The organism is Klebsiella sp. RCJ4, from assembly GCF_009025755.1.
GTDB lineage: Bacteria > Pseudomonadota > Gammaproteobacteria > Enterobacterales > Enterobacteriaceae > Klebsiella > Klebsiella michiganensis.
Map to the genome: position 1 here is coordinate 1 of NZ_WCIN01000043.1, position 23,865 is coordinate 23,865.

The 23,865-nt window shown below is 56.8% G+C and carries 23 protein-coding genes and 1 other RNA gene; 11 read left to right on the plus strand and 13 right to left on the minus strand.

All coding sequences use genetic code 11. The annotated features are described in order from the left end of the window. A partial coding sequence (tkt, locus tag F8562_RS22850; RefSeq protein WP_151891905.1) for a transketolase occupies window positions 1–1,956 on the plus strand: 1,956 nt, incomplete at its 5' end. A 129-nt stretch (window positions 1,957–2,085) separates the two neighbouring features. On the opposite strand, the gene F8562_RS22855 is transcribed toward tkt, so the two are convergent. Genes F8562_RS22855 through F8562_RS22875 form a run of 5 tightly spaced genes read right to left on the minus strand, consistent with a single transcriptional unit; the run spans window position 2,086 to window position 5,135 of the window. Further along, a complete protein-coding gene (locus F8562_RS22855) occupies window positions 2,086–2,742 on the minus strand; it encodes an ABC transporter ATP-binding protein (protein WP_014226824.1) in 657 nt (218 codons plus the stop codon). Beyond that, window positions 2,736–3,413: an ABC transporter ATP-binding protein gene (locus tag F8562_RS22860; protein ID WP_014839526.1), complete on the minus strand. Its 678-nt coding sequence runs from the start codon at window positions 3,411–3,413 to the stop codon at window positions 2,736–2,738. The genes F8562_RS22855 and F8562_RS22860 overlap by 7 nt, the downstream gene beginning before the upstream one ends. Continuing rightward, window positions 3,401–4,108: an energy-coupling factor transporter transmembrane component T gene (locus F8562_RS22865; protein WP_014839525.1), complete on the minus strand. Its 708-nt coding sequence runs from the start codon at window positions 4,106–4,108 to the stop codon at window positions 3,401–3,403. Before F8562_RS22865 ends, F8562_RS22860 begins: the two co-directional genes overlap by 13 nt. Further along, the gene (locus F8562_RS22870) at window positions 4,108–4,686 is read right to left on the minus strand and encodes an ECF transporter S component (protein ID WP_014226821.1); all 579 of its coding nucleotides are present in this window, start codon (window positions 4,684–4,686) and stop codon (window positions 4,108–4,110) included. Before F8562_RS22870 ends, F8562_RS22865 begins: the two co-directional genes overlap by 1 nt. Window positions 4,687–4,709: 23 nt before the next feature. Continuing rightward, window positions 4,710–5,135, minus strand: coding sequence for a PPC domain-containing DNA-binding protein (locus F8562_RS22875; protein WP_042934174.1), 426 nt, complete (start codon window positions 5,133–5,135; stop codon window positions 4,710–4,712). A 376-nt stretch (window positions 5,136–5,511) separates the two neighbouring features. Between F8562_RS22875 and epd the strand changes: the two genes are divergently transcribed. The 7 genes from epd (at window position 5,512) to srsR (ending at window position 12,629) form a co-directional block, all read left to right on the plus strand. Beyond that, a complete protein-coding gene (gene epd, locus F8562_RS22880) occupies window positions 5,512–6,531 on the plus strand; it encodes an erythrose-4-phosphate dehydrogenase (RefSeq protein ID WP_094909274.1) in 1,020 nt (339 codons plus the stop codon). Between the two features lie 51 nt (window positions 6,532–6,582). Continuing rightward, window positions 6,583–7,746: a phosphoglycerate kinase gene (pgk, locus tag F8562_RS22885; protein WP_004125049.1), complete on the plus strand. Its 1,164-nt coding sequence runs from the start codon at window positions 6,583–6,585 to the stop codon at window positions 7,744–7,746. A 97-nt stretch (window positions 7,747–7,843) separates the two neighbouring features. Then, window positions 7,844–8,923: a class II fructose-bisphosphate aldolase gene (gene fbaA, locus F8562_RS22890; protein WP_009654956.1), complete on the plus strand. Its 1,080-nt coding sequence runs from the start codon at window positions 7,844–7,846 to the stop codon at window positions 8,921–8,923. Window positions 8,924–9,111: 188 nt separating this feature from the next. Then, window positions 9,112–9,969: a small-conductance mechanosensitive channel MscS gene (locus tag F8562_RS22895; RefSeq protein ID WP_014839522.1), complete on the plus strand. Its 858-nt coding sequence runs from the start codon at window positions 9,112–9,114 to the stop codon at window positions 9,967–9,969. A gap of 149 nt (window positions 9,970–10,118) precedes the next feature. Next, entirely contained in the window at window positions 10,119–10,754 is a 636-nt protein-coding gene (argO, locus tag F8562_RS22900) for an arginine exporter ArgO (protein ID WP_032693817.1), read from the plus strand. 90 nt (window positions 10,755–10,844) lie between these two features. Then, entirely contained in the window at window positions 10,845–11,612 is a 768-nt protein-coding gene (locus F8562_RS22905; RefSeq protein WP_014226815.1) for an oxidative stress defense protein, read from the plus strand. Between the two features lie 120 nt (window positions 11,613–11,732). Further along, window positions 11,733–12,629 carry a LysR family transcriptional regulator SrsR gene (gene srsR / locus F8562_RS22910; RefSeq protein WP_014226814.1) on the plus strand — a complete coding sequence of 299 codons (897 nt, stop codon included), beginning with the start codon at window positions 11,733–11,735 and terminating at the stop codon, window positions 12,627–12,629. On the opposite strand, the gene F8562_RS22915 is transcribed toward srsR, so the two are convergent. The 5 genes from F8562_RS22915 to argP all read right to left on the minus strand — a co-directional run bounded on the left by F8562_RS22915 (window position 12,626) and on the right by argP (window position 19,137). After that, complete coding sequence (locus tag F8562_RS22915; RefSeq protein ID WP_014226813.1) at window positions 12,626–14,092, minus strand: acetyl-CoA hydrolase/transferase family protein; 1,467 nt, start codon at window positions 14,090–14,092, stop codon at window positions 12,626–12,628. The two genes, srsR and F8562_RS22915, sit on opposite strands and share 4 nt — an antisense overlap. Before the next feature lie 24 nt (window positions 14,093–14,116). After that, window positions 14,117–14,902 (minus strand): methylmalonyl-CoA decarboxylase, encoded by a 786-nt coding sequence (gene scpB / locus F8562_RS22920; RefSeq protein WP_014226812.1) that lies wholly within the window; start codon window positions 14,900–14,902, stop codon window positions 14,117–14,119. Window positions 14,903–14,912: 10 nt separating this feature from the next. Then, entirely contained in the window at window positions 14,913–15,908 is a 996-nt protein-coding gene (gene meaB, locus F8562_RS22925; RefSeq protein WP_014839520.1) for a methylmalonyl Co-A mutase-associated GTPase MeaB, read from the minus strand. Then, window positions 15,901–18,045, minus strand: coding sequence for a methylmalonyl-CoA mutase (gene scpA, locus F8562_RS22930; protein WP_038423616.1), 2,145 nt, complete (start codon window positions 18,043–18,045; stop codon window positions 15,901–15,903). The genes meaB and scpA overlap by 8 nt, the downstream gene beginning before the upstream one ends. Before the next feature lie 198 nt (window positions 18,046–18,243). Further along, entirely contained in the window at window positions 18,244–19,137 is an 894-nt protein-coding gene (gene argP / locus F8562_RS22935) for a DNA-binding transcriptional regulator ArgP (protein ID WP_004105608.1), read from the minus strand. 169 nt (window positions 19,138–19,306) lie between these two features. Here argP and rpiA point away from each other — a divergent pair, with 169 nt between their 5' ends. Both rpiA and serA read left to right on the plus strand, forming a co-directional pair. Further along, window positions 19,307–19,966 carry a ribose-5-phosphate isomerase RpiA gene (gene rpiA, locus F8562_RS22940; protein ID WP_004125006.1) on the plus strand — a complete coding sequence of 220 codons (660 nt, stop codon included), beginning with the start codon at window positions 19,307–19,309 and terminating at the stop codon, window positions 19,964–19,966. 269 nt (window positions 19,967–20,235) lie between these two features. Further along, window positions 20,236–21,468, plus strand: coding sequence for a phosphoglycerate dehydrogenase (gene serA, locus F8562_RS22945; protein ID WP_004115297.1), 1,233 nt, complete (start codon window positions 20,236–20,238; stop codon window positions 21,466–21,468). Between the two features lie 376 nt (window positions 21,469–21,844). On the opposite strand, the gene F8562_RS22950 is transcribed toward serA, so the two are convergent. The 3 genes from F8562_RS22950 to zapA all read right to left on the minus strand — a co-directional run bounded on the left by F8562_RS22950 (window position 21,845) and on the right by zapA (window position 23,097). Further along, window positions 21,845–22,441, minus strand: coding sequence for a 5-formyltetrahydrofolate cyclo-ligase (locus F8562_RS22950; RefSeq protein ID WP_014226809.1), 597 nt, complete (start codon window positions 22,439–22,441; stop codon window positions 21,845–21,847). A gap of 101 nt (window positions 22,442–22,542) precedes the next feature. Then, a non-coding RNA gene (ssrS, locus tag F8562_RS22955) (6S RNA) lies at window positions 22,543–22,726 on the minus strand. Between the two features lie 41 nt (window positions 22,727–22,767). After that, window positions 22,768–23,097 carry a cell division protein ZapA gene (gene zapA, locus F8562_RS22960; RefSeq protein WP_004105598.1) on the minus strand — a complete coding sequence of 110 codons (330 nt, stop codon included), beginning with the start codon at window positions 23,095–23,097 and terminating at the stop codon, window positions 22,768–22,770. A gap of 165 nt (window positions 23,098–23,262) precedes the next feature. On the opposite strand from zapA, the gene F8562_RS22965 reads away from it, so the two are divergent. Beyond that, window positions 23,263–23,841, plus strand: a complete 579-nt coding sequence (locus tag F8562_RS22965) for a YecA family protein (protein WP_004133578.1) — start codon at window positions 23,263–23,265, stop codon at window positions 23,839–23,841. Window positions 23,842–23,865: the final 24 nt, after the last annotated feature.

Sequence of the window (23,865 nt, forward strand, 5' to 3'; positions counted from 1 at the left end):
GCGCTGAGCATGGACGCAGTACAGAAAGCCAAATCCGGTCACCCGGGTGCCCCGATGGGTATGGCTGACATTGCCGAAGTCCTGTGGCGTGATTTCCTGAATCATAACCCGCAGAACCCGTCATGGGCCGACCGCGACCGTTTTGTCCTGTCCAACGGCCACGGTTCCATGCTGATTTACAGCCTGCTGCACCTCACCGGTTATGATCTGCCGATTGAAGAGCTGAAGAACTTCCGTCAGCTGCACTCTAAAACGCCGGGTCACCCGGAAGTCAGCTACACCGCGGGCGTGGAAACCACCACCGGTCCGCTGGGGCAGGGTATTGCGAATGCGGTTGGTATGGCCATCGCGGAGAAAACTCTGGCGGCGCAGTTCAACCGCCCGGGCCACGACATTGTTGACCACTTCACCTACGCGTTCATGGGCGACGGCTGCATGATGGAAGGTATCTCTCACGAGGTATGTTCTCTGGCCGGTACCCTGAAACTGGGCAAGCTGGTGGCGTTCTATGACGACAACGGCATCTCCATCGACGGTCACGTCGAAGGCTGGTTCACCGATGACACCGCGAAGCGTTTTGAAGCCTACGGCTGGCACGTGGTGCGCGGCGTTGACGGTCACGATGCTGACTCGATTAAACGCGCGGTAGAGGAAGCGCGTGCGGTTACCGACAAACCGTCCCTGCTGATGTGCAAAACCATCATCGGTTTCGGTTCGCCGAACAAAGCCGGTACCCACGACTCCCATGGCGCGCCGCTGGGCGACGCGGAAATCGCGCTGACCCGCGAAGCGCTCGGCTGGAAACACCCGGCGTTTGAAATCCCGTCTGAAATCTATGCCCAGTGGGATGCCAAAGAAGCCGGCCAGGCGAAAGAGTCCGCGTGGAACGAGAAATTCGCTGCCTACGCCAGAGCCTTCCCGCAGGAAGCCGCCGAGTTTACCCGCCGTATGAAAGGCGAGATGCCGGCTGATTTCGACGCGAAAGCGAACGAATTCATCGCGAAGCTGCAGGCTAACCCGGCGAAAATCGCCAGCCGTAAAGCGTCCCAGAACGCCATTGAAGCCTTCGGCCCGCTGCTGCCTGAGTTCCTCGGCGGCTCCGCTGACCTGGCGCCAAGTAACCTGACCCTGTGGTCCGGCTCTAAGGCCATCAACGAAGACGCTGCCGGTAACTATATCCACTACGGCGTGCGTGAATTCGGTATGACCGCGATTGCCAACGGTATCGCCCTGCACGGCGGTTTCCTGCCGTACACCTCCACCTTCCTGATGTTCGTCGAGTACGCGCGTAACGCGGTACGTATGGCGGCGCTGATGAAGCAGCGTCAGGTGATGGTCTACACCCACGACTCCATCGGTCTGGGCGAAGACGGCCCGACGCACCAGCCGGTTGAGCAGGTGGCTTCCCTGCGCGTCACCCCGAATATGTCAACATGGCGTCCGTGCGACCAGGTGGAATCCGCCATTGCGTGGAAATACGGCGTGCAGCGTCAGGACGGCCCGACCGCGCTGATCCTCTCCCGTCAGAACCTGGCGCAGCAGGAGCGTACCGAAGAGCAGCTGGCGAACGTCGCCCGCGGCGGCTACGTGCTGAAAGACTGCGCGGGACAGCCGGAGCTGATCTTCATCGCCACCGGTTCTGAAGTGGAGCTGGCGGTTGCCGCTTACGAAAAACTGACTGCCGAAGGCGTGAAGGCGCGCGTGGTTTCCATGCCGTCCACCGACGCGTTCGACAGGCAGGATGCCGCTTACCGTGAAGCCGTGCTGCCGAAAGCCGTCTCTGCGCGCGTGGCCATCGAAGCGGGTATCGCCGACTACTGGTTCAAATACGTGGGCCTGAACGGCGCGATCGTTGGCATGACCACCTTCGGTGAGTCTGCGCCGGCGGAGCAGCTGTTTGAAGAGTTTGGCTTCACCGTGGACAACGTGGTCGCGAAAGCGAAAGCGCTGCTGTAGTTCTTTTACCGCCTCCGGGCTACGGGCCAGCGCGGTCGGGTAGCCCGGACAGGCGTGCAGCACCGCCTCCGGGTAAAAACTCTGGCTGCCGCCGTAAAAAACGGGTCGCTCTGGCGGCCCGTTTCTTTTTCAGACCATCCTCAGCACCCTACCTTTTTCCAGAAGCACCCGGCGGGAAAAGTGCCGCCGTGTAAACGCCTCATCGTGGCTGATGGCCACTACGCTGGTCCCTCTTTTGCGGCAAACCGCCAGCCACGCTTCAAATATTGCCAGCCAGTGCTGGTCAAAATCGCGGCTGGGTTCGTCAAGCAGCAGTATTTCTGGCGCCATGGCTTCCAGAGAGGCGACGGCGACCATCCTGCGTTGGGCGGTATGTAAATCCAGCGGATGCGCGTCGGCTACGCTCTCCAGCCGGCATAATTTCAGCGCCGCCGCGGTGCGTTGCGCAACCTCCGCAGAAGGCAATTTCTGGAGCCGCAGCCCAAAGGCGACCTCTTCCGCGACTTTGCTGTGGAAGAGCTGGTTTTCGGCCTCCTGAAACAGCACGCCGATGATATTGGCGCGTTGACGGTTTTTGTATTGCGCAATCGGCTTATCCAGCAAATTGACGCTACCGGACGTGGCGGGTAGCAGTCCGGCCATCACCCGCAGCAGGGTGGATTTCCCCGCGCCATTATCGCCGGTGAGCGCCAGCCATTCCCCCTGGCCGAGCGCCAGCGAGATATTTTGCAGACAGTCAGCCGTCGCGCCGGGCCAGCGCCAGGTCACCTGATTCAACGTTAGCATAGCGGGGAAAGCGCTCCATCGTGCAGTCGCCATCCCTGCTGACACCAGGCAAGAAAAGGCGAAGGGGGGCGTTCAAAAAGGATAATCAACGAACGCTGCGCCAGCGCCCAGTGCCCCAGGCGCTCCAGAAGCATAGCGCTTGCCTGCGCCGTCAGGCGGCTAAAGGCTTCGTCAAGGATCAGTAGCGTTGGCCGCATAGCCAGCGCGCAGGCGATCGCCACGCGCTGGGTTTCTCCCCCGGATAGCGTGGAGGGGTGGCGATGTCGTAACGCCTGGCACGCCGTCAGCGTCAGCGCTTCGTCAATACGGCGCATAATCTCCTCTTCGCTGAGGCAGAGATTTTCAGGGCCAAAAGCGACCTCTTCTTCGACGCTGAAGGTACAGCCGGAAAGCTGGAGATAGGGTGATTGCTGGACCAGCTGGATGGCCTGCGCCCGTTCGACCAGCGATTGCTGGCCGATGGAGATACCAAGCAGGGTGCCTTTACCTTCGATATCGCCGGGCAGAAAATCCGGATACCAGCCCGCCATAATCTGCGCCAGAGTGCTTTTCCCGCTGCCGCTATCGCCAAAAATCGCCACAATGCCGGGCTGCGAATAATGAAAATCAAAGCATGCCGCAGATCGCGCCGCCTGGGTCGGGTGATAGCGGAATTGTTCTAACGTAACCATAGCCAGGCTCCAGCTTCAGCGACCATCGCCAGCAGCATGCCGTAACGCGCCAGACGTTGTAAGGTGCTGTCTTTCGGCGCCCAAAGCGTGGTGCGCCGACGATGTAAACGAAATGCCCGCATATCCAGCGCCGCTCCGCGTATCGCCAGATCGTTAAGCGCGTTGTGGGTCAGAGGGATAATGAGCGCAGGCATAGCGCGCAGCCGCTGATAGCCGTTCTCGTCCAGCGGTACGCCGCGGGCGCGTTGGGCCTCGTGGATAATCGTCAGCTGGCGCTTTAGCTGTTCGACAACCAGCAGCGGGCCAGCGAACAGATAAGCGACGCCCGGCGGCAGGCGTGAAGCAAACAGGGCGCGAATAAAGCGCTGTACCGGTACGTACTCCATCCACAGCTGTGACGTTGAAACAATCGCCAGAATTCTCAGCCACAGCGTGATGGCGCTGGCCCAGCGCTGCGGGTCGCGAGGGTGGCCGCTCAGCCACTGGGTAAACCAGCCGCCGTGGACCAGCCACAGGCCAATGCCCAGCGAGAAGAGGAGCCAGGCGACGTATTTTGCCCGCCGCCGCGTCGCCCTGAACAGCAGCAAGCTGAGAAACGCCGCCGCGCTATACACCGGCAGCGCCGTCTCTGCGGGCAGCAGCAGCGTAGTCGCCGCCGCCAGCGCCCAGAGAGTTAATGACGTAAAAGGGTGCATTAGCGTACGGCAGACATCGCAGGAAACTGGCGCAGCGTGCGCAGCGGCAGCTGGCGCAGCAGGATCCAGACGATAATCGCGGTAAGGATTTTATCCACCAGATTAGCGCCTAAGACGGTAATCGCCACCGATTCCAGCAGATTCTGACCTGCCGAATGGATCCAGGCGACAAACAGATCCGCGCCGCTGCCCGTCACGCCGCCGAACAGCGCCGTACGCAGCGGTACGGCGACCGCGGTCACGGCGAGGGTAATGACAACGCCGCTAATGACCACCTTCGGTAAGGTGCGGAACCATCCCGCGCGCGCCAGCCATCCGGCGACCAGACCAATCACCATCGCCACCGGCGCAAAGGCGGCGGCAATCGGATCGGTCAGCAGCCCCCACAGGAGGTTGGTCAGTAACCCGGTCAACATGCCAATGACCGGGCCGAGTAAAACCGCGCTGATTAAGGTGCCGATCGAATCGAGAAAGATGGGAAGCTTTAACAGACTGATGAGCTGTCCGCCGATCATATTGATGGCGACGGCGATCGCAATCAGCACCAGGGACTGGCTGGTAAATTGGCGACGAGCCATATAAACCTCTTTAAGGGGAAAAGTTATCGGGATGAAATGACCAGTTCGTCATAGCCGGAAACCGCGCACGGCTGACGGCTAAACGCCAGGGAGGTCAGTTCGCCTATCACCAGCTCAAGGGTGGTGCGGACGGTACAGCCGGGCATCATATGGCCGCCGAGCATGGCGCCTTGCGGATCGGATATCGCTAAATGGAGATGTTCGCCTTGCCATTCCAGCGTGCCGTTCAGGGAGATAACCTCATAGGTTCCGGTCAAAAAAGTGGTCTCATCCTGGCCGGCAAAACGTAATGCCGCATGGCTTAAGCTGCCGGTACAGCCGGCTATCCAGGCAGCCTGAATCTGTTGCTCTTGTATGAAGGCGCGCAGGCGTGAAAAAACCTCATCGCCCGGAAGTAAGCGAAGCGCATAGTAACGAGCCGCAGAGGGCTGCAAGTGGGGGATTGTCATTTTTTCGAGGGACTCCGAGACTCGGACGTAACGGTCATCATATCGCCGCTAAACGGTATAGTTTCTGATATAAATCAGTGTTTGCCGCCCGGCAACGAAAAGATTTTGCTACGCTTATTCGTCATTGTGGAATAGGGAATAAATTCCGCGGCAGAGAGGGTAAAAGTGTGATGTAAGTCAGATAAATGGTTTCTCCGGCTGGACAATCATTCCTTTTATTCCTTGTTTGGCTTATTCTAGCTGAAGCGTTTCAGTCGTCTAAATGTTCGACAATTAATCAATCAGTCGCAGTTTGCGACAGGTAAGGTTTCCCTTAGAGCGTTGCTGCATTACTCTGTCAGCCACCTCATATCATGGATAGCCTTGCAGGAGACCTATGACCATACGCATTGCGATTAATGGCTTCGGTCGCATCGGGCGTAACGTGGTTCGTGCTTTGTATGAATCCGGGCGTCGTGCGGAAATTACCGTGGTGGCAATCAATGAACTGGCGGATGCTGCCGGCATCGCGCATTTATTGAAATATGACACCAGCCATGGGCGCTTTGCCTGGGATATACGTCAGGAGAGAGAGCAGCTGTTTGTTGGCGACGATGCCATTCGTCTTCTGCATGAATCTTCCCTTGAGGCGTTGCCCTGGCGGGAACTGGCGGTTGATGTGGTGCTTGACTGTACCGGCGTTTACGGCAGCCGCGAGCATGGCGAAGCCCATCTTCAGGCCGGCGCCAGAAAAGTGCTTTTTTCACACCCTGGCGGCAACGACCTCGACGCGACGATCGTTTTTGGCGTAAACCATGCTGAGCTCAGAACCGAGCACCGTATCGTCTCCAACGCCTCCTGCACCACCAACTGCATTATTCCGGTCATTCAGCTGTTAGATGATGCCTATGGTATTGAGTCAGGAACGGTAACCACGATCCACTCATCAATGAACGATCAGCAGGTCATTGATTCCTGGCATCCGGATTTACGCAGGACGCGAGCGGCCAGCCAATCAATCATCCCGGTTGATACTAAGCTTGCTGCGGGGATCACGCGTTTTTTCCCTCAGTTTAACGATCGCTTTGAAGCGATCGCGGTTCGTGTACCGACGATTAATGTGACGGCGATCGACCTTAGCGTAACGGTGAAAAAACCGGTAAAAGCAAGTGAAGTCAACCAGTTGCTGCAAAAAGCAGCACTGGGTGCATTTCATGGTATAGTTGACTATACGGAATTGCCGTTAGTCTCGATAGATTTCAACCACGATCCCCATAGCGCCATTGTCGATGGCACACAAACGCGGGTAAGTGGCGCGCATTTGATCAAAACGCTGGTCTGGTGCGATAACGAATGGGGCTTTGCTAACCGGATGCTCGACACCACGTTAGCGATGGCCGCACAAGGTTTCAGGTAAGGCGCTCAGGCGCCTGCAAAACTTTATCAAGAATCAACGAGAGGATTCACCATGTCTGTAATTAAGATGACCGATCTGGATCTGGCTGGTAAACGCGTTTTTATCCGTGCGGATCTGAACGTACCGGTTAAAGAAGGGAAAGTAACCAGCGACGCGCGTATCCGTGCTTCTCTGCCGACCATCGAACTGGCCCTGAAACAGGGTGCGAAAGTGATGGTCACTTCCCACCTGGGTCGTCCTACCGAAGGCGAGTACAACGAAGAATTCTCTCTGCTGCCGGTTGTTAACTATCTGAAAGACAAACTGTCTAACCCGGTACGTCTGGTTAAAGATTACCTGGACGGCGTTGAAGTCGCTGCCGGTGAGCTGGTGGTTCTGGAAAACGTTCGCTTTAACAAAGGCGAGAAGAAAGACGACGAAGCGCTGTCGAAAAAATACGCTGCGCTGTGCGATGTATTCGTCATGGACGCGTTCGGTACCGCTCACCGCGCGCAGGCTTCTACTCACGGTATCGGCAAATTCGCTGACGTCGCTTGCGCAGGCCCGCTGCTGGCCGCTGAGCTGGACGCCCTGGGTAAAGCGCTGAAAGAACCGGCTCGTCCGATGGTTGCTATCGTGGGTGGTTCTAAAGTTTCTACCAAACTGACCGTTCTGGACTCCCTGTCTAAAATCGCTGACCAGCTGATCGTCGGCGGCGGCATTGCCAACACCTTCGTTGCCGCTCAGGGCCACAACGTCGGTAAGTCCCTGTACGAAGCCGATCTGGTTGACGAAGCGAAACGCCTGCTGACGACCTGCGATATCCCGGTTCCGACTGACGTTCGCGTGGCAACCGAGTTCTCTGAAACCGCAACCGCTACCCTGAAATCTGTTAACGACATCAAAGATGAAGAGCAGATTCTGGACCTGGGCGATGCTTCCGCAGAGAAACTGGCTGAAATCCTGAAAAACGCGAAAACCATCCTGTGGAACGGCCCGGTCGGCGTGTTCGAATTCCCGAACTTCCGCAAAGGTACTGAAATCGTGGCTAACGCCATCGCAGACAGCGAAGCGTTCTCCATCGCAGGCGGCGGCGACACCCTGGCAGCAATCGACCTGTTCGGTATTGCTGACAAAATCTCCTACATCTCCACCGGCGGCGGCGCATTCCTCGAATTCGTGGAAGGTAAAGTTCTGCCGGCAGTAGCCATGCTCGAAGAGCGCGCTAAGCAGTAATTCAGTTCAGGCGGGGAGACCCGCCTGTTTTTCAGCGCGCGTAAAAGCTCGCGAACCTTCTTCAACGGTCGAAGATACAGATACAGGACTACGTAACATGTCTAAAATTTTTGATTTCGTAAAACCGGGCGTCATCACTGGCGACGACGTTCAGAAAGTGTTCCAGGTAGCTAAAGAAAACAACTTTGCTCTGCCAGCGGTAAACTGCGTGGGTACTGATTCCATCAACGCCGTTCTGGAAGCAGCTGCAAAAGTTCGTTCTCCGGTTATCGTTCAGTTCTCTAACGGCGGCGCTGCGTTCATCGCGGGCAAAGGCGTGAAAACTGACGTTCCTCAGGGCGCAGCCATCCTGGGCGCTATCTCTGGCGCGCATCACGTGCATCAGATGGCTGAGCACTACGGTGTTCCGGTTATCCTGCACACTGACCACTGCGCTAAGAAACTGCTGCCGTGGATCGACGGTCTGCTCGACGCGGGTGAAAAACACTTCGCCGCAACCGGCAAACCGCTGTTCTCTTCTCACATGATCGACCTGTCTGAAGAGTCCCTGCACGAAAACATCGAGATCTGTTCTAAGTACCTGGCGCGTATGGCCAAAATGGACATGACTCTGGAAATCGAACTGGGCTGCACCGGCGGCGAAGAAGACGGCGTGGACAACAGCCACATGGACGCTTCTGCTCTGTACACCCAGCCGGAAGACGTTGATTACGCGTACACCGAGCTGAGCAAAATCAGCCCGCGTTTCACCATCGCCGCTTCCTTCGGTAACGTACACGGCGTTTACAAGCCGGGCAACGTGGTACTGACCCCGACTATCCTGCGCGACTCTCAGGAATACGTTTCTAAGAAACACAACCTGCCGCACAACAGCCTGAACTTCGTATTCCACGGTGGTTCCGGTTCTTCCGCTCAGGAAATCAAAGACTCCGTAAGCTACGGCGTGATCAAAATGAACATCGATACCGATACCCAATGGGCAACCTGGGACGGTATCCTGCAGTACTACAAAACTAACGAAGCTTACCTGCAGGGCCAGCTGGGCAACCCGAAAGGCGAAGACCAGCCGAACAAGAAATACTACGATCCGCGCGTATGGCTGCGCGCTGCACAGACGTCCATGGTGACCCGTCTGGAGCAGGCATTTAAAGAGCTGAACGCGATCGACGTCCTGTAAGAAAGGTTTGTTGCTTACCCGGAAGCCCGCAGAAATGCGGGCTTTTTTATTATCTGAACAACATGAAATGTTGCTAAATAAATGTGATCAATTTGGCAAAACGCACTCTTATTGTTTACCCTTAACCTGTTTGTAATTATCAGGTTTGGTTATTTTTTCCCCGTCCGGGTATCCATAAGGAAAGTTGAATGGAAGATTTGAACGTTGTCGATAGCATAAATAACGCCGGTTCATGGCTGGTGCGCAATCAGGCGTTACTGCTGAGCTATGCCGTCAACATTGTCGCGGCTATCGCGATTATTATTGTCGGTTTGATCGTGGCGCGGATTGTTTCCAACACCGTCAATCGCCTGATGCGGGCGCGGCATATTGATGCCACCGTTGCCGATTTTCTCTCTGCGCTGGTACGCTACGCCGTTATTGCTTTTACCCTGATCGCCGCTCTCGGCCGCGTGGGCGTGCAAACCGCCTCGGTGATCGCGGTGCTCGGCGCCGCGGGCTTAGCCGTCGGTCTGGCGCTGCAGGGCTCGCTGTCTAACCTTGCCGCTGGCGTCCTGCTGGTGGTCTTCCGCCCGTTCCGCGCCGGTGAATACGTTGACCTTGGCGGTATCGCGGGAACCGTGCTGAACGTGCAGATTTTCTCCACGACCCTGCGCAGCGCGGATGGCAAAATCGTGGTGGTGCCGAACGGTAAAATCATTGCCGGGAATATCATCAACTTCTCCCGCGAGCCGGTGCGCCGCAACGAGTTTATCATCGGCGTGGCCTACGACGCTGATATCGATAAAGTGAAGCAGCTGCTCACCAATATCATCGAATCGGATGAACGTATCCTCAAAGATCGTGAAATGACCGTGCGTCTGAATGAACTGGGCGCTTCTTCGGTGAACTACGTGGTGCGCGTATGGAGTAAGAGCAGCGATCTGCAAAGCGTATACTGGGACGTTCTGGAGCGTATTAAGCGCGACTTTGACGCCAACGGCATCGGCTTCCCGTATCCGCAGATGGACGTTCACGTCATTCGTCCGCAGGAAAAAGCAGAGTAATTCTCCTCTTTTATACAGGCCGGTTTGTCCGGCCTTTTTTCTGCGCCATATTAGTAGTTCTTATTAACGATTAAAATTTTCAATTTCCTCTAATGATTTCTGCGCGCTATATTCCCCGGCATTGACTCTTTCAGTGGAAATCACTTGCGATGTTATCGTATTACTTTCAGGGCCTTGCCCTGGGAGCGGCCATGATTTTGCCGCTCGGTCCGCAAAACGCCTTTGTGATGAATCAGGGCATTCGCCGTCAGTACCACCTGATGATTGCTCTGCTGTGCGCCATCAGCGATCTGCTGCTGATCTGCGCCGGGATTTTTGGCGGCAGCGCGCTGCTGATGCAGTCACCGTGGCTGCTGGCGCTGGTGACCTGGGGCGGCGTCGCTTTTTTATTGTGGTACGGCTTTGGCGCGCTGAAAACGGCCTTGAGCAGCAATCTGGCGCTGGCCAGCGCGGAAGTGATGAAGCAGGGACGCTGGAAAATTATCGTCACCATGCTGGCGGTCACCTGGCTGAATCCGCACGTGTATCTGGATACGTTTGTGGTTCTCGGCAGCCTTGGCGGGCAGTTGGCGATGGAGCCGAAGCGCTGGTTTGCCTTAGGTACCATCAGCGCCTCATTCTTATGGTTCTTTGGGCTGGCCCTGCTGGCCGCCTGGCTCGCCCCGCGCCTGCGTACGGCGAAGGCGCAGCGCATTATCAACGTGCTGGTCGGTCTGGTGATGTGGGTCATTGCCTTCCAGCTGGCGAAGGACGGCTTCGCTCATGTGCAGGCGCTGCTTAACTAAGCCTTGTCCGATGGACTTTCTCCGCGTACGCGCTAAGCTTGCAGGCATGCGTCTGCGTATAGACGACCAATGTAAGATGGAGAAACGACAGTGAAGTTAAAAGTCATGGCCCTGGCGGCGGCACTCGGATTTAGCGCAATGGCAGTTCAGGCAAACGAGTTGCCAAACGGCCCACATATTGTCACTTCAGGTACCGCCAGCGTCGCTGCGGTTCCTGATATCGCTACGCTGGCGATTGAAGTAAACGTCTCCGCGAAAGACGCGGCATCCGCTAAAAAACAGGCCGATGAGCGCGTGGCCCAGTATCTCTCCTTCCTGGAGAAGAGCGGCATTGCGAAGAAAGACATTAACTCAGCTAACCTGCGTACCCAGCCTGATTACGACTATCAGAACGGTAAAAGCATTCTTAAGGGCTACCGCGCGGTGCGTAGCGTTGAAGTGACGCTGCGCCAGCTGGATAAGCTCAACGGTCTGTTAGATGGGGCGCTTAAAGCCGGCCTGAATGAGATCCGTTCGGTCTCACTGGGCGTGGCGCAGCCGGACGCTTATAAAGATAAAGCGCGTAAAGCGGCGATTGATGATGCCATTCACCAGGCTCAGGAGCTGGCTACCGGGTTCCACGGCAAACTGGGGCCCGTCTACAGCGTTCGCTATCATGTCTCCAACTACCAGCCGAGCCCGATGGTGCGGATGATGAAAGCCGATGCGGCGCCGGTTTCTGCTCAGGAAACCTACGAGCAGGCGACCATTCAGTTCGATGACCAGGTGGACGTGGTGTTTGAGCTGCAGCCGACCCAGCCTGCGCCAGCATCTGCGGAACCGGCGAAACCCGCTGAAGAACCCAAAGCCGCACAGTAATCCTGTCGCCCGGCCTTCGCGCCGGGTTTTTTCTGTGACTATCTGTAAAATTGAGAGCGCGACAAAAGTCTTTTCCCTGAATAAGGTAAGGATATATCCCTGTTCTACGATGAGGTGAGCATGGATATCTTTATTTCGAAAAAGATGCGCAATTTCATTCTGTTGGCGCAGACCAATAATATTGCCAGAGCGGCGGAAAAAATTCATATGACCGCGTCTCCCTTCGGCAAAAGCATCGCTGCGCTGGAGGATCAGATCGGCTATACGCTATTTACCCGTAAAGATAACAGCATCAGCCTCAATAAAGCGGGGCAGGAGCTCTATCAGAAGCTGTTTCCCATTTATCAGCGCTTATCGGCCATCGATAACGAAATTCACTATTCCGCGCACCGCTCGCGCAACATCGTTATCGGCATCGACAATACCTATCCAACGATTATTTTCGATCAGCTCATCAGCCTGGGCGATAAATACGATGGCGTAACCACCCAGGCCGTGGAGTTCAGCGAGAATGGCGTGATTGATAACCTGTTCGATCGCCAGCTGGATTTTATTATCTCGCCGCAGCATGTTTCGCCCCGCGTGCAGGAGCTGGAAAATTTGACCATTAGCGAACTGGCGCCGCTGCGTCTGGGGTTTCTGGTTTCCCGCCGTTATGAAGATAAGCCGCCGCAGGATCTGTTACGTGAGCTGCCCTGGCTGCAGATGCGTTTCCAGAACCGGGCCAATTTTGAGGCGATGCTGGACGCGTATATGCGCCCCAGCGGGATCAACCCGACGATTATCTATCGCCCCTACAGCTTTATGGCCAAAATTAGCGCCGTAGAGCGCGGGCAGTTTTTGACGGTTATTCCTTACTTCGCCTGGCGTCTGGTGAATCCGGCGAAGCTGAAGTACTTCGACGCGCCCGGCAGCGCGATGTATATGCAGGAGTATCTCTATTCGCTGAAAAATCATCGCTATACCGCCACGATGCTTCAGCATATTACTGAAGATCGCGACGGCGCGGAGGGCTAGCCGAGCATTGAACCGTGCTCAAGCAGATTACGATGCAGGTCGAAGGCGTGGGCGAGGTCGTGGTGAATATGTCCGCCGGGAGCGCTCTCCAGATAGCGATGTAAATAGTCCCGGTAGAGCGGATGCGCGCAGTTATCAATGATGGCGCGGGCGCGCTGCAGCGGCGATAGCCCGCGCAGATCGGCGATACCCTGCTCGGTAACGATCGCCTTCACGCTGTGCTCGCTGTGATCGACATGGCTGCACATCGGCACGATGGTGGAGATCTTCCCGTCCTTGGCGATGGACGGCGCCATAAAGATAGAGAGCCAGGCGTTGCGTTCAAAATCGCCGCTGCCGCCGATGCCGTTCATCAGATTCACCCCAGCTACGTGCGTCGAGTTGGCGTGACCGTAGATATCAAACTCCAGCCCCACGTTGAGGGCGATAACCCCCAGACGGCGGATAATTTCCGGATGATTGGAGATCTCCTGCGGGCGCAGGACAATACGGCTGGCGAAGAAATCCATATTGTCGTAAATCTTGCGCAACGAACCGGCGGATATCGTCAGGCTGGAGGCGCTGACGCCGGTGATTTTCCCCGTTTCCAGCAGATGAACCACCGACTCCTGTAAAACTTCCGAGTACATCATAAAAGCGGGGATATCCGGATTTTCGCCCAGCCGCGCCATGACCGCGTTGTTGATATTGCCCACGCCGCTTTGCAGCGGCAGAAATTCTGGTGGGATGCGTCCGCGAGCCATCTCTTCCAGCAGAAAGGTGACCACGTTATCGGCAATTTTCTGACAAACCGGATTATTGTTATCCAGAACGTTTCCGGCGTCGGGCAGCTCGGTCTCCACCACAGCGACAATCTTTTTCGGATCGATTTGCACGTACCGGCTGCCCACGCGATCCATCGCATGAAAGATGGCGATGCTGTTGCGCCGCGGCGGGGCGCCGGGGATCACGATATCGGCCAGCTCGGCAACCCGCGGGCTGTGGTAGTGATTCAGCTCAATGATCACTTTCTTCGCCCGCAGCAGCCAGGTTGGCGCGTTGCCGATACCGCTGGTGAGCCAGACCCGTCCGTCCGGCGCGATAGCCGAAGCTTCGATCACCGCGACATCAATCTCGCCAAAGAACCCATAGTTGACCATTTGCGCCACTTCGCTCAGGTGCAGATCGACAAACTTCACCTGCCCCTGGTTGATTTTTTGCCGCAGTCCGGAGGCGGTCTGATACGGCGCGCGCCACGAGACGGCATCGGCTGCCGATAGCGCATCATCGGCGGCGGCGCTGATGGAGGCGCCGGTCAGCAAGCGGATCTGAAAAGGCTTCTGCGCCCGATGTAATTCATCAGCGCGGCGAGCGATGGCCGCGGGCAGCGCTTTAGGCGAACCGGCGGGCGTGAATCCGCTGAACGCCACCATCTGGTCGTGCTGGATAATCTCCGCCGCTTCATCGGCGCTCATCCGTTTCATTTTATACTCCTTAATCCGGCGTGATTAATGGCCGACGAACTCAGGTTTACGCTTTTCCATAAACGCGCTCATGCCTTCCTGATAATCCACGCTGTCGTAGACGGCGCGACGCATTCCCTGAATACGTTCGAACTCATCGGAATTCATGGTGTGGGCTTCGCCAAGCACGCGCAGCTCTTCCTTAATGACCGCGATCGCCAGCGGCGCTTTCTCGGAGATGTGGTGCGCCATCTGCAAGGTAAAATCTTCCAGTTCGTCGGCGTCCACCACGTGATTGAGAATACCGACCGCCAGCGCGCGCTGGGCGGTAATCGGCAGGGCGGTGAAAATCAGCTCTTTCACGATATGAAAGCCGGCATCGCGGGTCAGATTGTGGATGCCGACCAGGTTGTAGGGCACGCCGAGATTCACCGGCGTCATAGAGAACGTTGACGTGCTGGCGGCGATGATCAGATCGGAGCTCATGATCATCTCAAACGCGCCGCCCCAGACGCTGCCTTCGACCATGGAGATCACCGGTTTCGGATACTTTTGGATCATACGGGTGATCTGACGCAGCGGATCGTCATACGAGAGCGGATCGCGGCGCCCGCCGGGCAATTCGTGGATGTCATGGCCGGCGGAGAAAACCTTTGCTCCCCCGGGCGCGCGTAAAATGACGCAGCGAATTTCCGGCCGGTTGAGGTCGCTCAGTGCCTGCATCAGATCGTCGATAAACACCTTGCTTAAGGCGTTGAGCTTGCGGCTATAGTTGAACTCAATCACCGCAACCTTGCGGATAATTTCGACATTAACATATTGATAAGACATAAATATCCTTTTACGCAAAGTAATGATTCTGGAGGAATTCGCTAATCTGCCGCAGGCCGGTGCGCGGCGAGAGGCCGTTGTTTTTTACCGCCTGTAGCGTTTGCTGGAAGTAGCGCGCAAAGTCGGTTCGGGCAAACAGCAGGTGCAGCGCCTCGGTTTCGGCCTGCTTTTGCAGCCACTCCAGCGCCTGGCGCTGGCGCAGTTTTTCCAGATCGCCGCTGTCGGTGAGGGTGGTTTTGAAGTCAAGAATTGCGAGCCAGACGGCTTCGATGCCGCGCTGCTCCAGCGCGCTACAGCTCAAAACGCGCGGCTGCCACGCGGCGTGCTTGCGGCGCAGAATATGCAGGGCGGATTCATACATATGACGGGTGATTGCCACCCTGGCGCGATTCTCGCCATCATCTTTATTGATAACCACGATATCCGCCATCTCCATAATCCCCTTCTTAATGCCCTGCAGATCGTCACCGCCGCCGGCGATCTGCAGCGAGATAAAGCAGTCCACCAGCCGGGAGACCTCCGTTTCCGACTGGCCGACGCCGACGGTTTCGACAATTACCGCGTCATAGCCCGCCGCTTCGCACAGCAGTATCAGCTCCCGCGCGCGCAGGCTGGTGCCGCCCAGATGGCCGCTGGAGGGCACCGGGCGGATAAATGCCGAGTCCGATCGCGCCAGGTCGATCATGCGCGTCTTGTCGCCAAGAATGCTGCCGCCGCTGACCGGGCTGCTCGGATCGACCGCTATCACCGCGACCCGCAGGCCGTGGCGAATCAGCAGCATGCCGAAAGCTTCCAGAAAAGTGCTTTTTCCCGCCCCCGGCGTGCCGGTGACGCCGAGGCGCAGGGCGTTGCCGGTGAAGGGCATAATGGCATCCAGCAGCTGTGCGCTTAGCGCCTGATGGCGGGGATGCTGGCTTTCCACCAGCGTCATGGCCTGGGCGAGCGTGGCCCGCTCGCCCAGGCGTAGTCGCCGCACGGCGTCCGTCAGCGTGGCGTGGTTAATCATGATATTGGCTAATCCTCATCAGGACGTCGCGTACGCTCTCCAGCATCGGCGTACCGGGGCCGTAAATGGCGGCCACGCCGCGCGCCTGCAGAAAGGCGTAATCCTGCGGCGGGATGACGCCGCCGGCGATGACGCAGATATCTTCCCGCCCCCATTTTTTCAGGGCATCGACCAGCTCGGGGATCAGGGTTTTGTGGCCTGCCGCCAGCGAGGAGGCGCCCACCACGTGCACGTCGTTTTCCACCGCCAGGCGGGCGATCTCTTCTGGCGTGGAAAACATCGGGCTCAGGTCAACGTCGAAGCCGAGATCGGAATAGGCGCTGGCGATCACTTTGGCCCCGCGATCGTGACCGTCCTGACCCATTTTGGCGATCAGAATGCGCGGGCGGCGGCCGCGTTCCGCGAAGAATTTTTCGGTTTGCGCAACAATAGCGTCGAACTCGCCGGCGGCTTTGTCTGACTGGTGGTAGCTTTGCGCAATCACGCCGGTGACGCACTGGCTGGGTACCAGGTAGCGGTCAAACGCCGCCTCCAGCGCGTCGGAAATTTCGCCCAGCGTGGCGCGAACGCGGGCGGCGTTGATGGCGGCGGCCAGCAGGTTTTCACCATGCTGCGCGGCGTGGGTGAGGGCGTTCAGCGCGGCTTTTACCGTCACGTCGTCCCGACTGGCGCGAATTTTTTTCAGCGAGGCGATCTGTTCGTTGCGCACCTTGACGTTGTCGATCTCCAGTACCGCCGTTTCATCTTCTTTTTCCAGCTTGTACTTATTGACGCCGACGATGACGCGCTTGCCCTGGTCGATCAGCGATTGTTCGCGGGCGGAGGCCTCTTCGATCATCCGTTTCGGCAGTCCGGCCTCGATCGCCTTTGCCATTCCGCCCGCGTCGTCGATCTGCTGCATAATGGCCCGCGCCTGCTTGACGATCCGATCGGTCAGCGATTCGAGGTAGTACGATCCGGCCAGCGGGTCTACGGTGCGGCAGATCTCTGACTCCTCCTGGATGATGATTTGCGTATTACGCGCGATACGGGCGGAAAAGTCGGTGGGCAGGCCAAGCGCCTCGTCGAAAGCGTTGGTGTGCAGCGACTGGGTGCCGCCGAGCGTGGCGCCGAGCGCTTCGATAGTGGTGCGGATCACGTTGTTATACGGATCCTGCTCGGTGAGGCTCCAGCCGGAGGTCTGGCAGTGGGTGCGCAGGGCTAAGGATTTCGGATTGGTAGCGCCGAAGCCGCTTACCGCTTCGCTCCACAGGTAGCGTGCGGCGCGCAGCATGGCGACGTTCATAAACAGATCCATACCGATGCCGAAGAAAAACGACAGGCGCGGAGCGAAGTCATCGATTTTCAGCCCGGCGGAGAGCGCGGCCTTGATGTATTCGATACCGTCAGCCAGGGTAAAGGCCACCTGCTGCACGCAGTTGGCTCCGGCTTCGCCCATGTGGTAGCCGCTGATGCTGATGGTGTTAAAGCGCGGCATGTTGCCCGAACACCAGGCGATGATGTCGGCGATAATGCGCATTGAGGGTTTTGGCGGGTAAATATAGGTATTCCGGCACAGGTACTCTTTCAGAATATCGTTCTGGATCGTGCCGGTGAGCTGTTCAGGCGCAACCCCTTGTTCTTCCGCCGCGACGATATAAAACGCCATTATCGGCAGCACCGCGCCGTTCATGGTCATCGATACGGACATCTTATCCAGCGGGATCCGATCGAATAAAATCTTCATGTCTTCGACGGTATCGATCGCCACGCCGGCTTTCCCCACGTCGCCCGCCACGCGCGGGTTATCGGAGTCATAGCCCCGGTGGGTCGCGAGGTCGAAGGCGACGGAAAGCCCTTTCTGCCCCGCGGCGAGGTTGCGGCGATAGAAAGCGTTGGACTCTTTGGCGGTAGAGAAACCGGCGTACTGGCGGATGGTCCACGGCTGTGCGGTGTACATGGTGGCGCGCGGGCCGCGAACGTAAGGCGGCAGGCCGGGTAGGGTGCCTGTCACTTCCAGATTATCAAGATCGGCTTCGGTATACAGCGGCTTAACGTCAATGCCCTCTGCCGTCTGTTTTACCAGGGCATCGACGGTTTTTTCCCGCCGGCTGAGCTCTTTGTTGGCGAGCGTTTGCCACTCCCGTAACTCTGACATGTTGTGCTCCGTATGCGCAATGAAATGGGATATTGCGAATACGGTGAGCTTTTTCATCGCCCCTGTCGCCAGCAAAAAATAGCCATCGATGCGTCGTTTTTTGCCGCATGAAATGTTTTATTTTGTGATGTATTTCAAAGATATGAACAGGAGAAGGTGGGTCATACAGGCCGGACGGCGCCGGCCTGCTTGCGGGGGTTAATCTTGTCTCAACACTTTATGGCCGTAATCGATCAGCGCATCGGTCACCCGGCGCATCATGCGGCTTTCCGGGGCAAAACGGTGCCAGTAGAGCATCCGGCGCTGGAACAGGCCCGGCGTGAGGTTAATCAGTTCGCCGCTGTTCAGCTCTCTCTCAATTTGCAGATGCGGGATCATACAGCAGGTTGTTCCCTGACGGGCCAGCTGCACAAAGGCTTCCGAGGAGTTCACGATATGGCAGGGCACGCTGCCCGGCGGCAAATCGAAGTTCTGCTGCAAAAAGGCCTGGTGCATATCATCGAGATGATCGAATGCCACCACCGGCGCTTTCAGCAGCGCCGAGCGGGTCACCCCGTTGGGGAAATAGCGCTGGGCAAACTCCTTCGAGGCGACGAACAGGTAGTCGAGGGCGCCGAGCTGATCGACCAGGCAGCTGGGCAGCGCCTGCGGCTGAATACTGACCGCGCCGACCACTTCGCCGCGGCGCAGGCGTTCCTGGGTCCGGGTCTCATCTTCCACCTGCAGGTTCAGCCGAATAGGGGAGTCGGAAAGCACGCTGGAGAGCGCGGGCAGCAGCCAGGTGGCCAGGCTGTCGGCGTTGACCGCCAGCGATAGCAGCAGCGGCGTGGAGCCGGTTTGTTCATCGCCCAGCCACTCCTCTTCCAGCAGTTCGACCTGACGCAGCAGGGCCAGCAGCTTTTGCCCCTGTTCGGTGGGACGCGGCGGTACGGTTCGCACCAGCAGCGGTTGTCCAAACATGTTTTCCAGCTGTTTGATGCGCTGAGAGACGGCGGACTGCGTAATACAAAGCTTCTGCGCGGCGCGCTCAAACCCTCGTTCCCTGATTACCGCGTCCAGCGCCTGTAGTGTTCTGTAGTCCGGTCGTTTCATTGCTCTGGCGTGCCCCCTAATACTTTTCGTTAACTCGCACTATGACATAAATTTGTTTTTGATGAAGATGAAAAATTGGCGACCGCGTTGTGTGAGCGCCGTCGCAGGGACAATGACCCCCCTGATGTTCTATAATGCGCCTCAGGAATTCACATCTCGGACCATAATCATGACGCAAGATGAACTGAAAAAAGCGGTAGGCTGGGCGGCACTGCAGTATGTACAACCGGGCACCATCGTTGGGGTCGGTACGGGCTCGACGGCGGCGCACTTTATCGATGCGCTGGGTACCATGAAAGGGCAGATTGAAGGGGCGGTTTCCAGCTCTGATGCCTCTACTGAAAAACTGAAAAGCCTCGGTATTACGGTTTTTGATCTGAACAGCGTTGATCGTCTTGGTATTTACGTGGACGGCGCAGATGAAATCAACGGCCACATGCAGATGATCAAGGGCGGTGGCGCAGCCCTGACGCGTGAGAAAATTATCGCTTCGGTCGCCGACAAATTTATCTGTATCGCCGATGCTTCCAAGCAGGTGGATATTCTGGGTAAATTCCCGCTGCCGGTGGAAGTGATCCCGATGGCGCGCAGCGCCGTGGCGCGTCAGCTGGTTAAGCTGGGCGGCCGTCCGGAGTATCGTCAGGGCGTCGTGACCGATAACGGCAACGTGATCCTCGATGTGTTTGGTCTGGAAATTCTGGACGCTATTGCGCTGGAAAATACCATTAACGGTATTCCGGGCGTCGTGACCGTCGGCCTGTTTGCGAATCGCGGTGCGGACGTCGCGCTGATTGGCACCGCTGATGGTGTAAAAACTATCACTAAATAGTCTGATCCGAGGGAGCGAATTGCTCCCTCGCAAATATTTTTTCTCCAGGCCTATTTTGGTGACTTCTGTCACATTTACGCGCCTTGTCTTAGTAACAATCTACCTTTCTTTTACTTTCTGGTGTTTTGTCCTGCTATTTCCCGCTGATTGATATTTCTTCAGGTTGCCGACGCAAACGTTCATATTGCCGCAATAGTTTTTTTTGATATGTTGCTGAGAAGAACTTTCGTTCCGCACGACATCAGTTAAGACAAAAACAGGACGGGGAAATGGCTAAGGTATCACTGGAAAAAGACAAGATTAAATTTCTGCTGGTTGAAGGTGTGCACCAAAAAGCGGTGGACAGCCTTCGCGCAGCGGGCTACACCAATATCGAATTTCATAAAGGCGCGCTGGATAGCGAAGAGCTGAAAGCGTCCATCCGTGATGCCCATTTCATCGGCCTGCGTTCCCGTACTCATCTGACTGAAGAGATCTTCGCGGCGGCGGAGAAGCTGGTCGCGGTTGGCTGCTTCTGTATCGGTACCAATCAGGTTGATTTAAACGCGGCGGCGAAACGCGGTATCCCGGTGTTTAACGCCCCGTTCTCCAATACCCGTTCCGTTGCTGAACTGGTGATCGGCGAACTGCTGCTTATGCTCCGCGGCGTACCGGCGGCAAATGCCAAAGCGCACCGCGGCGTATGGAACAAGCTGGCGGTCGGCAGCTTTGAAGCGCGCGGCAAAAAGCTGGGTATTATCGGCTATGGTCATATCGGCACGCAGCTGGGTATTCTGGCCGAATCGCTGGGGATGCATGTCTATTTCTACGATATTGAAAGCAAGCTGCCGTTAGGTAACGCGACTCAGGTCCAGCATCTTTCTGATTTGTTGAACATGAGCGATGTGGTGAGCCTGCACGTGCCGGAAAACGCCTCCACGAAGAACATGATTGGCGCGGAAGAGCTGGCGCTGATGAAACCCGGCGCGCTGCTGATCAACGCCTCTCGCGGCACCGTGGTGGATATCCCGGCGCTGTGCGATGCGCTGGCGAGCAAGCACCTGGCGGGCGCGGCGATCGACGTCTTCCCGACCGAGCCGGCGACCAACAGCGATCCGTTCAACTCTCCGCTCTGTGAGTTCGACAACGTTATCCTGACCCCGCACATTGGCGGCTCAACTCAGGAAGCGCAGGAAAACATCGGTCTGGAAGTGGCGGGCAAGCTGGCGAAATACTCTGATAACGGTTCTACGCTCTCCGCGGTTAACTTCCCGGAAGTGTCGCTGCCGCTGCACGGCGGGCGCCGTCTGCTGCATATCCATGAAAACCGTCCGGGCGTTCTGACCGCGATTAACCAGATTTTCGCCGCGCAGGGCATTAACATCGCGGCGCAGTATCTGCAGACCACTCCGCAAATGGGCTACGTGGTCATTGATATCGAAGCCGAAGAAGATGTCGCGCAGAGCGCGCTGCAGGCGATGAAGGCTATTCCTGGTACCATCCGCGCCCGTCTGCTGTTCTAACTCCTTTTATGCCAGCGGGCAGGTCATCGACCTGCCCCTTTTCTCCTGATAGACCCTTCTGCAATTTCCCGTCGCCACCCAAACGCTTAGCGAGGCTTGCCGCAAACGGCGATTAAAACCGTCGGATGTCGTTGTGCCTGAAAGAAAGGGATTTACGATAAAGACTCAGCGTGGGGCTGAAACGGGAAAGCCCCTACCGAGGCAGGGGCTCTAAAAGGAAAGGGACGATGATGAGACTCTTCATCATGCTGCTTATCCTGTTAATCATCGCCTGGCCAGCATATTAACAGAGAGAATGCAGGAGGGAGGTTCGCCTCCCTCACCCTTTATCCAGGAATTTAGGTGAAAAAATCAGCAATGTCAATTGTTCGACGTTTTACCAGAGCCAGGTTTTTGACGGAGTGATGACCGCTGGCAGCGGGATATCCCACTGCTCCGTCGGCAGCGCGTCGACCTGCTGGCAATCATGCGCGTAGCCGACCGGCTGCAGGCGATGCTGCCGCCAGTTTTGCAGCGTCCGGTCGTAAAATCCGCCGCCCATACCCAGGCGCTGTCCGGCGGCATCAAACGCGACCAGCGGCGTTACCAGTACATCCAGCTGGCTAAGCGGGAGGACATCGCGCACGTCGAGCTTCGGTTCGCGGATGTTCAGACGATTCACCACCAGATCGCTGCTTGGGTGGTAGTGCAGAAACAGAAGATTGCCGGGGCTGAACGGATGAAGCACGGGGAGATAGACCCGTTTGCCTGCCCGCCAGAGCTGATCAATCAGCGGCCGCGTATCCAGCTCGCCATCAAACGAAAGAAATACCGCGACCGTCTGCGCGAGCAGAACCGGCGGATACGCCATCATTCTGTCCGCCGCATGGAGGGCGAACTGGGTTTGCTGCTCCGGCGTTAACGCGCGTCGGCGCTGGCGGATCTGCTGACGAATTTGCTGCCTGGTAAAGGGGATATCTGACAATAGGGTCATACCTGAGTCTCATCGGTGAGCAAACGATACCAACAGGCGTAGTCTAATACACGACGGCAAAAGCCGAAAATTAACTTAGGGGGGATGAAACGAAAAAGAAGGGAATCTCCGAGATGCCGCCGCAGGCTGTAACCCTTGAACCCTTGGTTCAAGGTGAATGTGTCGTCACAGTTTTAAGGCTTCTCGGACGGGCCGAGCATGCTCACCAACCGTGGAGCGCCACATTCTTGTGGTATGAAATATCGGCTCAGGGGACTGGCCCGCTTGCAAACATCTCAGAGAAATTTTGTTCTTGCGATTACTCTAACACAGTTAAATGCAAAGTGTTATTCAAACTTCTGCCCGGGTCTTTCGCTTATGCGACCTTGCTCAAGCAATGCTTGTTCGATGGTCTGCTGAAGCATCCGAATACGCTGCTCCATGCTGGCGGCGTAGTCGCGGGTTTTCGCTTTTTCCTGAGTCAACTCATAGCTGATGTTCAACGCGGCGATGAAGACCAGCTGCTCAGTATTTGTGACTCTAGTGCGTTCTTTTAAATCTTGCAACCGCTGATTCAGGTCGTCAGCTGCCTGGTTTAAGGCATCCCTTTGTTCAGGCGGGCAATTCACTCGTAGTGAACGGCCAAAAATTTGGAGATCTACGGGTTGTGCAGACATGCCACCTTCCTGCTGATTGACTGCGCGGCCTTCACGCCCTGGGAGGGTCTGCGAAGGGGCGACACTATAGCTACCCTGGTTTTAAGATACAAGCCCTATTCTGGTTCACCAGGGTCCAAAGTGGTAGCATATCATGAATATTCCTCCCAACGATGACGAATGCGCATGTCTATACAGAACGAAATGCCTGGCTACAACGCTGTAGACCAGTTACTGAACCAACAAGGGGTAGGATTAACCCCTGCCGAAATGCACGGTTTGATTAGCGGGATCCTGTGCGGCGGCAACAAAGACAGCAGCTGGCAGCCGTTGGTGCACGATCTGACTAACGAAGGTCTGGCTTTTGGTCACGAGCTGGCGCAGGCGCTGCGTAACATGCATTCCGCCACCAGCGACTCGCTGGAGGATGACGGTTTCTTATTCCAGCTCTACCTGCCGGATGGCGACGAGGTGAGCGTGTTCGATCGCGCCGATGCGCTCGCGGGTTGGGTGAACCATTTTCTGCTTGGGCTGGGCGTGACGCAGCCTAAGCTGGATAAAGTCAAAGACGAAACGGGTGAAGCCATCGACGATCTGCGCAATATTGCTCAGCTCGGGTATGACGAAGACGAGGATCAGGAAGAGCTCGAAATGTCTCTGGAGGAGATTATCGAATACGTACGCGTTGCTGCGCTGCTGTGCCACGACACCTTCTCTCTTCAGAAACCCACTGCGCCGGAAGTTCAAAAGCCGACGCTACACTAATCATTCATTAAATCGTTCAGGGGG

What these genes read in the sequence shown, in the direction of transcription:
- pgk (WP_004125049.1), top strand. Translation starts at nt 6,583, where the DNA reads ATGTCTGTAATTAAGATGACCGATCTGGATCTGGCTGGTAAACGCGTT.
- F8562_RS22895 (WP_014839522.1), top strand. Translation starts at nt 9,112, where the DNA reads ATGGAAGATTTGAACGTTGTCGATAGCATAAATAACGCCGGTTCATGG.
- fbaA (WP_009654956.1), top strand. Translation starts at nt 7,844, where the DNA reads ATGTCTAAAATTTTTGATTTCGTAAAACCGGGCGTCATCACTGGCGAC.
- argP (WP_004105608.1), bottom strand. Translation starts at nt 19,137, where the DNA reads ATGAAACGACCGGACTACAGAACACTACAGGCGCTGGACGCGGTAATC.
- zapA (WP_004105598.1), bottom strand. Translation starts at nt 23,097, where the DNA reads ATGTCTGCACAACCCGTAGATCTCCAAATTTTTGGCCGTTCACTACGA.
- rpiA (WP_004125006.1), top strand. Translation starts at nt 19,307, where the DNA reads ATGACGCAAGATGAACTGAAAAAAGCGGTAGGCTGGGCGGCACTGCAG.
- serA (WP_004115297.1), top strand. Translation starts at nt 20,236, where the DNA reads ATGGCTAAGGTATCACTGGAAAAAGACAAGATTAAATTTCTGCTGGTT.
- epd (WP_094909274.1), top strand. Translation starts at nt 5,512, where the DNA reads ATGACCATACGCATTGCGATTAATGGCTTCGGTCGCATCGGGCGTAAC.
- F8562_RS22860 (WP_014839526.1), bottom strand. Translation starts at nt 3,413, where the DNA reads ATGGTTACGTTAGAACAATTCCGCTATCACCCGACCCAGGCGGCGCGA.
- F8562_RS22965 (WP_004133578.1), top strand. Translation starts at nt 23,263, where the DNA reads ATGTCTATACAGAACGAAATGCCTGGCTACAACGCTGTAGACCAGTTA.
- F8562_RS22870 (WP_014226821.1), bottom strand. Translation starts at nt 4,686, where the DNA reads ATGGCTCGTCGCCAATTTACCAGCCAGTCCCTGGTGCTGATTGCGATC.
- F8562_RS22855 (WP_014226824.1), bottom strand. Translation starts at nt 2,742, where the DNA reads ATGCTAACGTTGAATCAGGTGACCTGGCGCTGGCCCGGCGCGACGGCT.
- srsR (WP_014226814.1), top strand. Translation starts at nt 11,733, where the DNA reads ATGGATATCTTTATTTCGAAAAAGATGCGCAATTTCATTCTGTTGGCG.
- F8562_RS22915 (WP_014226813.1), bottom strand. Translation starts at nt 14,092, where the DNA reads ATGAAACGGATGAGCGCCGATGAAGCGGCGGAGATTATCCAGCACGAC.
- meaB (WP_014839520.1), bottom strand. Translation starts at nt 15,908, where the DNA reads ATGATTAACCACGCCACGCTGACGGACGCCGTGCGGCGACTACGCCTG.
- F8562_RS22950 (WP_014226809.1), bottom strand. Translation starts at nt 22,441, where the DNA reads ATGACCCTATTGTCAGATATCCCCTTTACCAGGCAGCAAATTCGTCAG.
- F8562_RS22875 (WP_042934174.1), bottom strand. Translation starts at nt 5,135, where the DNA reads ATGACAATCCCCCACTTGCAGCCCTCTGCGGCTCGTTACTATGCGCTT.
- scpA (WP_038423616.1), bottom strand. Translation starts at nt 18,045, where the DNA reads ATGTCAGAGTTACGGGAGTGGCAAACGCTCGCCAACAAAGAGCTCAGC.
- scpB (WP_014226812.1), bottom strand. Translation starts at nt 14,902, where the DNA reads ATGTCTTATCAATATGTTAATGTCGAAATTATCCGCAAGGTTGCGGTG.
- argO (WP_032693817.1), top strand. Translation starts at nt 10,119, where the DNA reads ATGTTATCGTATTACTTTCAGGGCCTTGCCCTGGGAGCGGCCATGATT.
- F8562_RS22865 (WP_014839525.1), bottom strand. Translation starts at nt 4,108, where the DNA reads ATGCACCCTTTTACGTCATTAACTCTCTGGGCGCTGGCGGCGGCGACT.